Raw genomic sequence first — 12,390 nt, forward strand, 5'->3', positions numbered from 1 at the left:
GCACAGGAGTGCATGTGAGCATCGAACAACCCATAACAACATCCGTCGCAACTCTGACCGCCGATGGCGTGGCCGCGCGCAACGAACGTGCCCGCGCCCATGCCCTGCAGCACACGGTCAAGACCGACAACCTGATCCCGGCCACTGTCTCTTACCAGAGTCAGGGGCGCCTGCTGCTGGTCGGCCCGGAAGATCGGATTCGCCGCGCCGCCAGCCTGCTGCCCGCCGGAGTGAAGCCCACCCTGCTGGTGAGCGAAGCGGTCCACGATGCCGAGGCGGCCGATCTCGAAACCATTTTTGATGCCACCGCATCCCTCGCGGCCCTGACCCTGCGCGAGCCGAGCCTGACAGGGTATCTAGGCCAGTTCCAGCTCACCGGCCTCAACGGGCGGGGTGAGCGTATCTCTCTGGCTGCGCTCTGCTTTTCACAACAAGCGACAGTCGGTAGCGAACCGCGTTTCGATCTGGTGGCCGATCTGGGCCGCGCTCCGCTGTTTGCGCTGGAGCGCCCGCCGGTTGGCTATCTGCATCTTGCCGATGACGCTGACCTGGCCGAACGGCTTGCCGAGCTTTGTGCGCTGACCGGTATCTTCGACAAGCCGCGCTATTTTCGCCTAGACCCCGAGGCCTGCGCCTTTACCGCCCGCGGCGTGCCCGGTTGCAGCCGCTGCCTCGATGTCTGCCCGACAGATGCGCTCAAGCCCTTCAATGGCCGCATCCAGATCGATCCCCATCTCTGTCAGGGCTTTGGCAGCTGCGCCTCGGCCTGTCCGACCGGGGCGATTGCCTATCACCAGCCCGATGCCAATACCAGCGGCGACTACCTCTTTCGCCTGCTCAAGCACTACCGGGAGGCGGGGGGCGACGCGCCCCAGCTGCTGATCGCCGGTGAAAACGAGCGCGAATGCGTGGAAACGGAACTCACTGCTCTGCCTGCCAACTGGCTGCCAGTCTGGGTGGAGGAGAGCGCGAGTCTGGGCATCGAGAGCTGGTTTGCTGCTCTCGCCTATGGCGCCAGTGCGGTGCGCATCGCGCTGGGCAACGATGCCCCCGCCAGCGTCCGTGCGCTGGTTGAGCGGGAGCTGGCGAGCGCTGCCGTGCTCTTGGCGGGCGCCGGTCTTGCGGCCGATCGCATCGCCCTGTTTAACCCGGATGCTGGTGAGCCTGTTTCCGGCCAGACAGCCCTTGCCCTGCTGGACAAGCCACTCAAAGGAGACAAACGGGAGAACCTGTTTGCCGCCTTCGACGCCCTCTGGCAGGCCAAAGAGGGGCGCCGCGAGCCGCTGGCGGTGCCCCATGGCGCCCCTTACGGCAGCGTTGAATTGAAAGAAGCTGACTGCACCCTCTGCATGGGCTGCGTGGCGGTCTGCCCCAGTCGCGCTCTGCATGCGGTGGGGCACACGCCCGGCCTCAACTTTATCGAGCAGGATTGCATCCAGTGCGGCATGTGCGAAAAGGCGTGCCCCGAGCAGGCCATCGTGCTGACGCCCCGCCTGCAACCCGTGCCCGAGGCGCGCCGCGCCGTGCAGAGCCTCAAAGCCGAGGAGGCGGCCTGCTGCATTCGCTGCGCCAAGCCGTTCGCACCGGCCTCCCTTATCCGCCGCATCCAGCAAAAACTGGCCGGTCACTCCCACTTTCAGAACGAGGCCGCCCAGCGGCTGCTGATGTGTGAGGACTGTCGGGTCAAGGATGTGTTTGCGGCGCTGGCGGCGGATCCCGTCTCCCAGCTCAAGGTGTGAGGGGGCAGTGATGAGCGAACAACATAACGAAAAGGCTGGCGAACTGACCATGACCGAACTGGAACAGAGCAGCGCCGATCTCTACGCCCTGCTGGCGAGCCTCTGGCGCGCCGCCCCCCGTGGCGAACAGCTCGCCTGGCTGCAAGGGTTGCAGGCCATGCCGGGCCCCTTTGCCAGAGGGCTGGGGCTGGTGCAGCTGGCGGCCAGCAGCCACCACGAGCATGAGCTTGCCGAGGAGTATCAGGAGCTCTTTATCGGGCTGGGGCGCGGGGAGATAGTGCCGTTTGCCTCCTGGTATCTCACCGGCTCCCTGATGGAGCTGCCGCTGGCGGTGCTGCGCGCCGACCTGCAGTCGCTGGGCTTCGAGCGCCAGAGCGGGGTGTGCGAGCCGGAAGATCACCTGGCTGCCCTGTGTGAGGTGATGGCGGTACTGATTGCCGAGCAGCACCCGGATCGCAACCGCTTCTATGAGCGCCACCTTGCCCCCTGGGTACTCGCTTGCTGCCGCGATCAGCAACAGGCGAAAGGGGGCAGCTTCTACCGGGCGGTCGGGGCCCTTGCCGAAGACTTTTTCAAACTGGAACAGGAACTGCGCCTGCCCTTTGGCAGCCCGGTGGTGACGCTGCCATGACGCTGCGCCACCCACTCATAGCAAAACCGGCTCACCGCAGCCGACCATAACAACAGAGGTCACAGAAAGATGAGCGATGAACAGCTGAAAGACCCGTCCCGCCGCAATCTGATCAAGGGGGTGGGGGTGGTCGCCACCATAGGTGTGCTGGCCGGTGCCACCGGTCGGGTGGTGGGCAAGGAGGTGCTGACCCACGACACCGAACCCGACAAGGGCTATCGGGAGACCCCCCACGTTCACGACTTTTATCGCACCCTGCGCGGCACCGACTGAGCCGGCTCAGTGAAGGAGAACTCATGAAACTGACGAAACGTGCCGAGCAGCCCCAGGCGGGCGAGCAGGGCAGCTTGCAAGGCGGCTTGCAAAATAATGGGGCCGCTCGCGGTCAGGGGCTGACCCGTCGCGCCTTTATGGTCAATTCAAGTCTGGTGGCCGGTGGCGCCGTGGCCGCCGGCTGGCTGGCGCCGGCCATGATGCAGCGGGCCGAGGCCAAAACCGTGGGCGCCGAGGTGCCGGTCGAGGTGAAGCGCACCATCTGTTCCCACTGCTCGGTGGGTTGCGGCGTCTATGCCGAGGTACAGAACGGCGTCTGGACCGGTCAGGAGCCGGCCTTCGATCACCCCTTCAACCTTGGCGGTCACTGCGCCAAGGGGGCGGCCCTGCGCGAGCACGGCCACGGCGAGCGTCGCCTCAAGTACCCGATGAAGCTGGTGGGCGGCAAGTGGCAGCGCATCAGCTGGGAGCAGGCCATCGAAGAGGTGGGCAATGAAGTGCTGCGCCTTCGCAAGGAGTCCGGCCCCGACAGCGTCTACTGGCTCGGCTCCGCCAAGCACTCCAACGAGCAGGCCTACCTGTTTCGCAAGATGGCGTCCCTGTGGGGCACCAACAACGTGGATCACCAGGCGCGGATCTGCCACTCCACCACGGTGGCCGGGGTCGCCAACACCTGGGGCTACGGCGCCATGACCAACAGCCTGAACGACATGCACAACAGCAAGTCGATCATGTTTATCGGCTCCAACCCGGCGGAGGCCCACCCGGTCGCCATGCAGCACATCCTGCTGGCGAAAGAGCGCAACGGCTGCAAGATCCTGGTGGTCGACCCGCGTCGTACCCGCACCGCTGCCAAGGCGGACATGTACCTCTCCCTGCGCCCGGGCACCGACGTCGCCTTTATCTGGGGCATGCTCTGGCACATCTTCAAAAACGGCTGGGAAGACAAGGAGTTCATCCGCACCCGCGTCTTTGGCATGGACGAGGTGCAAAAAGAGGTGGCGCGCTGGACCCCGGCCGAAGTGGAGCGGGTGACCGGTCTCAATGAAAAAGAGGTCTATGGCGCCGCTAAGCTGCTTTCCGACAACCGCCCCGGCTGCGTGGTCTGGTGCATGGGTGGCACCCAGCACACCACTGGCAACAACAACACCCGCGCCTACTGCATCCTCGAGCTGGCCCTTGGCAACGTGGGCAAGAGCGGGGCGGGCACCAACATCTTCCGTGGTCACGACAACGTGCAGGGGGCCACCGACTTTGGCGTCACCTCCGACTCATTGCCCGGCTACTACGGGCTGGAAGAGGGCTCCTGGAAGCACTGGGCCCGGGTGTGGGACGTGGATTACGAGTGGATCAAGGCCCGCTTTGACAACAAGGCCTACAACGGCAAGCTGCCGATGAACAACAACGGCATCCCGGTCTCCCGCTGGGTGGATGGTGTGCTGGAGAACGCCGATCTCATCGAGCAGGGTGCCAACATCCGCGCCATGTTCTACTGGGGCCATGCGGTCAACTCCCAGACCCGCGGCCCCGAGATGAAGAAGGCGATGCAAAAGCTCGACATGATGGTGATTGTCGACCCGTACCCCACGGTCGCCGCGGTCATGAACGATCGTACCGACGGCGTCTACCTGCTGCCGGCTACCACCCAGTTCGAGACCTATGGTTCCGTCACCGCCACCAACCGCTCCATGCAGTGGCGCGACAAGGTGGTCGAGCCGCTGTTCGAATCCAAGGTGGACCACGAGATCATGTATCTCTTGAGCAAGAAGCTCGGCTTTGCCGATGAGCTGTTCAAGCACATCAAGGTGGAGAACAACGAGCCGCTCCTGGAAGACATCACCCGCGAGTACAACCGCGGCATGTGGAGCGTGGGCTACACCGGCCAGAGCCCGGAGCGGCTCAAGGCGCACCAGCAGAACTGGCACACCTTCCACAAGACCAACCTCAAGGCCGAGGGCGGCCCGGTCAGCGGCGAAGTGTACGGTCTGCCTTGGCCCTGCTGGGGCACCCCGGAGATGAAGCACCCCGGCAGCCACATCCTCTACGACACCAGCATTCCGGTCTCGCAAGGGGGCGGCGGTTTCCGCGCCCGTTTCGGCATCGAGTATCAGGGCGTCTCGCTGCTGGCGGAAGATTCCTGGCCGAAGGGGAGCGAGGTGGAAGACGGCTATCCCGAGATCACCGCCGATCTGATGAAACAGCTAGGCTGGTGGGATGAGCTGACCGAGGCCGAGAAGAAAGAAGCCGAGGGGCGCAACTGGAAGACCGACCTCTCCGGCGGCATCCAGCGGGTGGCCATCAAGCACGGCTTCGTACCCTACGGCAACGCCAAGGCGCGCTGCGTGGTGTGGACCTTCCCGGATCAGGTGCCCAAGCACCGCGAACCGCTCTACACCCCGCGCCGGGATCTCTTGGCCGACTACGCCACCTGGCCGGACGCCAAGAGCCTGTGGCGCCTGCCGACCCAGTATGCCTCGGTGCAGGAGAAGGACGTCAGCAAGGAGTTCCCGATCATCCTCACCTCTGGCCGTCTGGTGGAGTACGAGGGGGGCGGCGATGAGACCCGCTCCAACCCCTGGCTCGCCGAGCTGCAGCAGGAGATGTTCGTCGAGATGAACCCGGCGGATGCCAACGATGTCGGCGTGCGCGACGGTCAGGACGTGTGGGTCGAGGGGCCGGAAGGGGGCAGAGTGAAAGTGAAGGCGCTGGTGACCCCGCGGGTCAAACCTGGGCTCGCCTTTATGCCGTTCCACTTCGGCGGCCATTTCGAGGGCCAGGATCTGCGATCCAAATATCCGGAAGGGTCAGACCCCTATGTGCTGGGGGAGTCGGTCAACATAGTCACCACCTATGGTTATGACCCGGTTACCCAGATGCAGGAGACCAAGGTCACCCTGTGCCGTTTTCGTAAAGTAGGAGCCTGATCTCATGGCCAGAATGAAATTCATGTGTGACACCAAGCGCTGCATCGAGTGCAACGGCTGTGTGACGGCGTGCAAGAACGAGAACGACGATGCCCTGGAGTGGGGCATCCAGCGCCGCCGGGTGGTGACTCTCAACGACGGCCTGCCGGGGGAGACCTCCATCTCGGTCGCCTGCATGCACTGCACCGACGCTCCCTGCATGGCGGTCTGTCCGGCCGACTGCTTCTATCACACCGACGACGGCATCGTGCTGCACAACAAGGATCTCTGCATCGGTTGCGGCTACTGCCTGTTCGCCTGCCCGTTCGGGGCGCCCCAGTTCCCGAAGACCGCCGCCTTCGGCGATCGGGGCAAGATGGACAAGTGCACCTTCTGCGCCGGTGGCCCGGAAGAGGATCACAGCGAGGCGGAGCGCCAGAAGTACGGAGCCAACCGCATCGCGGAGGGCAAACTGCCCATGTGCGCCGAGCTCTGCTCCACCAAGGCGCTGCTGGCGGGGGATGCGCAGGTCATCTCCGACATCTTCCGGGAGCGGGTCGCCTATCGCGGTGCGCCTCACGCGGGCTGGGGCGGGGATGAGCAGGATCTGTTCCACGACGCCAGCCAACCCCGCGATGGCAGAGGCAAGGGGCTCAAGCCTGGCAAGCAGGAGGGTGGCCAATGAGACACTGGCTGACAGGGCTGCTGACAGCCTTGCTGCTGTTCAGTGCACCTGGCTTTGCCGATGCCCAGAAGGAGACGATCGGCTTTGCCGGCGCCGACTACTGGCGCGCGGTGAAGGATGGGCAGGAGGGGGTGACCACCTCCCGCTCGCCGGAGCACGGGGTGCTCATCTCGGTGCCGGGTCAGCTCTGGTTCGAGGTAAAAACCAAATGGGTATCGCCGCTCGGTGCCATCGCCATCTTTGGATCCTTGGCCATGTGCGGCCTGATGTACTGGGTGGTGGGGCCGACCAAGCTCTCCAAGCCGCGCACCGGGCGCAAGCTCAAGCGCTGGAGCCGGCTCGATCGGGCGCTGCACTGGACCACGGCGGGCATGTTCCTGACCCTGTCCGGCTCGGGGCTGGCCATCATCTACGGCAAGCACTTCATCAAGCCGGTGGTGAGCATGGGGGTGTGGGAGAACTGGATCTGGTTCGCCAAGGTGTTCCACAACTATGTGGGGCCGCTCTTCTTCCTCTGCCTGATGGGAGTGCTCATCAAGTGGTTCCGTCACAACATCGTCAACATGGTGGACGTGCAGTGGTTCATGAAGGCGGGCGGCATGCTGGGACCCCACAAGGGGAGTCACCCCTCGGCGGGCTTCTCCAACGGCGGCGAGAAGGCCATTTTCTGGCTGCTGATCTGGTTTGGCGGCATCGTCGTGGCGACCGGGCTGTTTCTGGACTTCCCCATCTTCGGCCAGCTGCGTCGCCAGATGGAGTGGGCCAGCTTCATCCACATCGTAGGCGCCTTGATCCTCATCTGCGGCTTCATCTTCCATATCTACATGGGCCTGTTCCAGCTGGAAGGGGCGCTGGAGGGGATGGTGACCGGCGAGGTGGACGAGACCTGGGCCAGGGAGCACCACGACCTCTGGTATGAAGAGGTGAAGCACCAGCTCGACGAGCCTAAAACGGGCAAGTCCGGCTGAGACTGACCGAGATATCAAAATGAAAGAGAAGGGGCGCTGCGGCGCCCCTTTGTTGTGCGCGCAACTTAACCGATGTGAATGGTCTGAATGAGGCCGAAGTCCGTCCTGCCACGGTTTTTGGCCGCAGGGTATGCCCAAGCTCACAAAATGAAACGACCAAACGTCATATGATTGATTTCATTATGAGTCTTGCTCTCCTGCCGAACGGCAATTTCACGTAAATCAAAGAGAATGACTATGGCTACCGGACAATATCTGCTGTGGAAAGATGCACAGGGACAAGATTTTCGCCCCGTTGCACTGACGGGCACCGATCTGCTCAACGATCGCAACCTCAACAAGGGTACCGCCTTCACCGAACAGGAGCGCGCCGACTTCGAGCTCGACGGCCTGTTGCCTCCCCAGGTTCAAACGTTTGAAGCCCAGCTTGAGCGGGTTTATCAGGGCTTTTTGAGCGCCTGCAGCGACATCGAGAAGTACCAGAACCTGCGGGCCCTGCAGGATCGCAACGAGACTCTGTTCTACGCCCTGCTGGCGCGCCACGTGGAGGAGATGACCCCCTACATCTATACCCCGACCGTGGGCAAGGCGTGCCAGGAGTTCAGCCACCGCTTCCAGAAGCCGCGCGGCCTCTACATCACCCCGAAGAACGTCGAGGATATGGGCTCCCTGGCCCGTCATCTTGATGCCAAGTCGGTGCGCATCATAGTCGTGACCGACAGCCAGGGGATCCTGGGGATCGGTGATCAGGGGGTGGGCGGCATGGGCATCCCCATCGGCAAGCTCTCCCTCTATACCCTGGGGGCCGGCATCCACCCCGCCTGCTGCCTGCCCATCGCGCTGGACGTGGGCACCGACAACCAGGCGCTGCTGGATGACCCCATGTATCTGGGCCAGCCCCACAAGCGCATTCGCGGCAAGGAGTACGACGACTTCATCGACAAGTTCGTGGCCGGGGTCAAGCGCCACTTCCCCAATGCGGTGCTGCAGTGGGAGGACTTCAGCAAGTCCAACGCCTTCAACAACCTCTCCCGTTATCAGCAGTCCCTGCCGTCGTTCAACGACGACATTCAGGGGACCGGGGCCGTGGTGCTGGCGGGCATCATAGGGGCGGTCAAGGTCAAGGGCGAGACCCTGGGCCAGCAGAACTACCTGGTCTATGGTGCCGGTGCCGGCGGGGTCGGGGTGGCGGATCAGATCTGTGCGGGCATGATCCGCGAAGGGCTGGATCCCCAGGCGGCCCGCGATCGCATCTACATCCTGGATACCCAGGGGCTGGTGTGCGACAACCGCGAGGGGCTGGACGAGTACAAGCGCCGCTACGCCAAGCCGGGCCTGTTGCTGTCGGGCTGGGACACCGAAGTGCCCGGCAAGGCCAACCTGACCGACGTGCTGCGCCACGTGCCCATCACGGTACTGCTGGGGACCAGCGGTGCCGGTGGCGCCTTCAAGGAGCAGCATATCCAGCTGATGCTCAACCACTGCGCACGTCCCATGGTATTCCCGCTCTCCAACCCGACTGCCAACTGCGAGGCGCTGCCGGAGGACATCTATCGCTGGAGCCAGGGCAAGGCCATCGTCGCCACTGGCAGCCCGTTCAAGGATGTGCACTACGAGGGGCAGGAGTTCCGGGTCGGCCAGGGCAACAACGTCTTCATCTTCCCGGGGGTGGGCCTGGCGGCCATCGTCAGCCAGATCCGCGAGATCACGCCGGACATCTTCACCACCGCCGCCTTTGCGCTGGCGGAGTGCGTGAGCGAGGTGGACCTGGCCAAAGGGGCCGTCTATCCGCGCATTCGCGAGCTGCGCAGCATCTCGGTGCATGTGGCGACGGCGGTGCTCAAGGACATAGTGCGGCGGGATCCCTCCCACCCGCTGATCGGTCAGGATCTGCAGCAGCACATCCTCAACCACATGTGGGAGCCGGTCTATCTGCCCTACCGCCGGGTATGACGGGCGTAAGCTTGCACTTGCAATAGTTGCAATAGTTGCAATAGAAGAGGGGTGGCCATGGCCACCCCTCTTGTTTTGTCACCTTGAGCGGTCAGCTATCTTGTCAGCCGCGCAGCGGCAGCCAGTGCCCCGCCTTGCTGCGGCAGGCGGTGTCCTGCCACTGCTGGCTGGCCTGGCCTATATAGAGCTGCTCGCGATAGTCGCGGCACCAGAGGCCGTTGGGATGGCGAAAGGTGCGCAGCGGCGTGACGCTGCCCGAGTGGCGGCTGGCGGGGTTGAACCAGGTGAGGCTCTGACCCTTGGGACGGGTTTGCAGCGCCTCGGCCAGGGCCTGGTTGGCGAGTGCCACGTCCTGCTTGTCCATCTGATGGTAGAGCGGGGCGGCGCTTTGGCTGGCACAGGCGGACAGCCAAAGCGCCAGGCAGATCAACAGATAACGGCTCATGGTTGCTCCTTGCTGTTGAACCCCTGCTGGATCAGGGCCTGCTCCTGTGCATCGGTCAGGGTCTGGCCGCGATCGTCGACCGTGCCGTCGCCCCGGATCTCGTTGCCGTTGGCATCGACGGCATCCACTCCGTTGTCATCGAGGCCATTGCCCAGGCCTCGTCCACCACCGTGACGATCGCCGCCGGCGTGGCGCTCCCCGCCGCCATGCTGTTCGCCACCGGCATGGCGATCCCCTCCGGCATGTTGCTCGCCGCCGGCGTGCTCCCCACCGCCGTTGTCGTCACTGCCATGGCTGCCGCCGTCGCTGTCACTGCCGCCGCCACCGCTGCTGCCGCCGTCGCTGTCACTGCCACCACCGCCACTGTTGCTGCCGCCGTCGCTGTCACTGCCACCTCCACCGCTGCTGCTTCCACCTCCACTGCTACTACCGCCGCCACCACTGCTGCTTCCACCACCACTGTCACCCCCACCGCTATTGCCGTCGCCATCCTTGTTGTGAACGATCAGCCCATTGGCGACATAGCTGTGGCTGCCATCCAGGATCAGGTTGAACAGTGCCGTGGTGGGTGGGGCATCAATCCAGCAGAGGGACTCCAGCAGCAGCAGGGCGGGCTGCGGAGCCAGCGCCAGGTTGCCAGCGCAGCCGTGCTCCGACCAGCCCAGCAGGTGCATGCCGGTAAAGAGCGGCAGCACGGCGAGGGTCGGGTTTTCGGTGCGGGTCATGGCCGGTGCGATGGCCGCCCAGCCGCGGGTGGTCAGGAAGGGGTGCTCGGCGGTGAAGAAGGGAGCCAGCCGGTTGAGCCCGTAGAGCCGGCGCGCTCCCAGCAGCACCCGCTCGACCGCGAGGATGAGGTTGCTGCAGCCATATTGATCCCGCACCCGTTCACCGGCCTGCAGGGTCTCGATGGGACGCACCTTCCCGTCGGCCATCAGGATGCGGGTGCCGGTCACGAAACAGGACTTGGCATAGGCCTGATTCACCTGCCACTGATGGTGGCTGAAGTCATAGCTCAGCGGGGTAGCAAACAGGGCCAGGGCGATGGCTGAACCCACCAGCAGTCGGCGCTGGCTGGGTTTGAAAGTAGGCTGTGACATGGGGGACTCCTTGTCCGGCTGGGTTCACGTCATCAAGTATAGGGCGGGCTGATGGAGAGGCAGGGGAGCCATTGACAAACAAAACAGCATGGAAAAACGATTGGCGTCGGCCATAAAAGTGCGTAAAATCGCTTCCTCGATGCTTGTAGCAACGAATCCCGCCTAAAAAGCCAGTTTCATGCCCTCCCCAAGCAGTAAGAGGCAACAAATGACGCCAAATGGCTCATTCAGCGCCTTGAAAAAGTCTTGTGATAACTGAAAAGTGTCAAATATCCCTGTCAGTTATCAAAAAATTAAGGACATCCATGTTTTCCTTAGTCAAGCAAAGCGTCGCCGGGCTGCAAATCCTGTTTGTCGCCTTCGGTGCCATGGTGCTGGTGCCCCTGCTCACCGGACTGAACCCCTCCATGGCCCTGCTTGGCGCCGGTGTAGGCACCCTGCTGTTCCAGCTCTGCACCCGCCGCCAGGTCCCGATTTTCCTCGGTTCCAGCTTTGCCTTCATCGCCCCCATCATTTACGCCACTCAGACCTGGGGCCTGCCCTCCACCATGTTCGGTCTGTTTGCCGCCGGTTTCATGTACTTCATCCTGGCCGCGCTCATTCGCGCCCGCGGCATGGGCTTTGTGCACAAACTGCTGCCGCCTGTGGTGATCGGCCCGGTGATCATGGTGATCGGTCTGTCGGTGGCCCAGGTGGCCTGCAACATGGCCATGGGCCGTGCCGGTGGTGAGCAGGTGATGCCTGCCTCGACGGCGCTGACCCTGGCCGGCATCTCGCTGGCGGTCACCCTGATTGCGGCGGTGTTCTGCAAGGGCTGGATCAAGCTCATCCCCATCCTGTGTGGTGTGATTGCGGGCTATGTCTCTGCCGTGCTGATGGGTCAGGTGAGTTTCGACGGCATGGTCAACGCCCCCTGGCTGGCGCTGCCCCACTTCGTGACCCCGGAGATCAACTGGGCTGCGGCGCTGTTCATGCTGCCGGTAGCCATTGCCCCCTGTATCGAACACATCGGTGGCGTGCTAGCCATCGGTGGCGTGACCGGCAAGGATTACACCAAGAATCCGGGGCTGCACCGTACCCTGGCCGGTGACGGCATCGGTGTCTGCTTCGCCGGCTTCATCGGTGGCCCTCCCGTCACCACCTATGCCGAAGTGACCGGTGCCGTGATGATCACCCGCAACTTCAACCCGGTCACCATGACCTGGGCCGCGGTGTTCGCCATCATTCTGGCCTTCTTCGGCAAGTTCAACGCCCTGCTCACCTCCATCCCGATGCCGGTGATGGGCGGCATCATGCTGCTGCTGTTCGGATCCATTGCCGCCATCGGTCTCAAGACCCTGGTGGAGTCCAAGGTGGATCTGGGACTGTCGCGCAACATCGCCATCGTGGCCGTGACCCTGACCGTGGGTGTCGGCGCGCTGGAGATGAAGATCGGTGACTTCGCCCTGGCGGGCGTGGGTCTGGCCTCGGTGGCCGCCATCCTGCTCAACCTCATCCTGCCCCAGCACTCCGAAGAGGGTGCCATGGAAAGCGCCAAGGATTGAGTCAACGGACGGCGTATCCCTGTCTTGCAGAGGCCACCTCAGGGTGGCCTCTCTCTTTTCCGCCATCTGATACATCGCTGGGCCGGTGGAGTCTTAATACGTATAAAGTCAATAACTTGCTCACCGGCAGGCGTTGTCGTCCGAGAGTATCC

At 63.6% G+C, this 12,390-nt stretch carries 10 protein-coding genes; 8 read left to right on the top strand and 2 right to left on the bottom strand.

The features are described from left to right. The first annotated feature begins 14 nt into the window (after positions 1-14). The 7 genes from CK627_RS10440 (at position 15) to CK627_RS10470 (ending at position 9,152) form a co-directional block, all read left to right on the top strand. The gene (locus tag CK627_RS10440; protein ID WP_095592283.1) at positions 15-1,739 is read left to right on the top strand and encodes a 4Fe-4S dicluster domain-containing protein; all 1,725 of its coding nucleotides are present in this window, start codon (positions 15-17) and stop codon (positions 1,737-1,739) included. A 10-nt stretch (positions 1,740-1,749) separates the two neighbouring features. Continuing rightward, entirely contained in the window at positions 1,750-2,370 is a 621-nt protein-coding gene (locus tag CK627_RS10445) for a TorD/DmsD family molecular chaperone (protein ID WP_095592284.1), read from the top strand. Positions 2,371-2,439: 69 nt separating this feature from the next. Continuing rightward, entirely contained in the window at positions 2,440-2,643 is a 204-nt protein-coding gene (locus CK627_RS10450) for a transcriptional initiation protein Tat (RefSeq protein ID WP_005303194.1), read from the top strand. A gap of 23 nt (positions 2,644-2,666) precedes the next feature. Continuing rightward, complete coding sequence (locus CK627_RS10455) at positions 2,667-5,567, top strand: formate dehydrogenase subunit alpha (RefSeq protein WP_095592285.1); 2,901 nt, start codon at positions 2,667-2,669, stop codon at positions 5,565-5,567. A gap of 4 nt (positions 5,568-5,571) precedes the next feature. After that, complete coding sequence (fdh3B, locus tag CK627_RS10460) at positions 5,572-6,231, top strand: formate dehydrogenase FDH3 subunit beta (RefSeq protein WP_005303185.1); 660 nt, start codon at positions 5,572-5,574, stop codon at positions 6,229-6,231. Then, complete coding sequence (locus CK627_RS10465) at positions 6,228-7,199, top strand: formate dehydrogenase subunit gamma (RefSeq protein ID WP_095592286.1); 972 nt, start codon at positions 6,228-6,230, stop codon at positions 7,197-7,199. The genes fdh3B and CK627_RS10465 overlap by 4 nt, the downstream gene beginning before the upstream one ends. 237 nt (positions 7,200-7,436) lie before the next feature. Continuing rightward, on the top strand, positions 7,437-9,152 hold the full coding sequence (locus tag CK627_RS10470; protein WP_010633297.1) for an NAD-dependent malic enzyme: 1,716 nt from the start codon (positions 7,437-7,439) through the stop codon (positions 9,150-9,152). A 103-nt stretch (positions 9,153-9,255) separates the two neighbouring features. On the opposite strand, the gene CK627_RS10475 is transcribed toward CK627_RS10470, so the two are convergent. Both CK627_RS10475 and CK627_RS10480 read right to left on the bottom strand, forming a co-directional pair. Further along, entirely contained in the window at positions 9,256-9,597 is a 342-nt protein-coding gene (locus tag CK627_RS10475) for an RT0821/Lpp0805 family surface protein (protein ID WP_017781970.1), read from the bottom strand. After that, positions 9,594-10,694, bottom strand: coding sequence for a hypothetical protein (locus CK627_RS10480; protein WP_095592287.1), 1,101 nt, complete (start codon positions 10,692-10,694; stop codon positions 9,594-9,596). Before CK627_RS10480 ends, CK627_RS10475 begins: the two co-directional genes overlap by 4 nt. Before the next feature lie 305 nt (positions 10,695-10,999). Between CK627_RS10480 and CK627_RS10485 the strand changes: the two genes are divergently transcribed. Then, positions 11,000-12,238, top strand: coding sequence for a uracil-xanthine permease family protein (locus CK627_RS10485; protein WP_019839748.1), 1,239 nt, complete (start codon positions 11,000-11,002; stop codon positions 12,236-12,238). Positions 12,239-12,390 lie beyond the last annotated feature (152 nt).

The sequence above is a fragment of the Aeromonas dhakensis genome (assembly GCF_002285935.1).
In the GTDB taxonomy this organism is placed as follows: domain Bacteria; phylum Pseudomonadota; class Gammaproteobacteria; order Enterobacterales; family Aeromonadaceae; genus Aeromonas; species Aeromonas dhakensis.

Bases quoted from the DNA above. Each gene is read 5' to 3' on its own strand.
- CK627_RS10445 (WP_095592284.1), top strand. From the start codon at position 1,750: ATGAGCGAACAACATAACGAAAAGGCTGGCGAACTGACCATGACCGAA.
- CK627_RS10450 (WP_005303194.1), top strand. From the start codon at position 2,440: ATGAGCGATGAACAGCTGAAAGACCCGTCCCGCCGCAATCTGATCAAG.
- CK627_RS10455 (WP_095592285.1), top strand. From the start codon at position 2,667: ATGAAACTGACGAAACGTGCCGAGCAGCCCCAGGCGGGCGAGCAGGGC.
- fdh3B (WP_005303185.1), top strand. From the start codon at position 5,572: ATGGCCAGAATGAAATTCATGTGTGACACCAAGCGCTGCATCGAGTGC.
- CK627_RS10465 (WP_095592286.1), top strand. From the start codon at position 6,228: ATGAGACACTGGCTGACAGGGCTGCTGACAGCCTTGCTGCTGTTCAGT.
- CK627_RS10470 (WP_010633297.1), top strand. From the start codon at position 7,437: ATGGCTACCGGACAATATCTGCTGTGGAAAGATGCACAGGGACAAGAT.
- CK627_RS10475 (WP_017781970.1), bottom strand. From the start codon at position 9,597: ATGAGCCGTTATCTGTTGATCTGCCTGGCGCTTTGGCTGTCCGCCTGT.
- CK627_RS10480 (WP_095592287.1), bottom strand. From the start codon at position 10,694: ATGTCACAGCCTACTTTCAAACCCAGCCAGCGCCGACTGCTGGTGGGT.
- CK627_RS10485 (WP_019839748.1), top strand. From the start codon at position 11,000: ATGTTTTCCTTAGTCAAGCAAAGCGTCGCCGGGCTGCAAATCCTGTTT.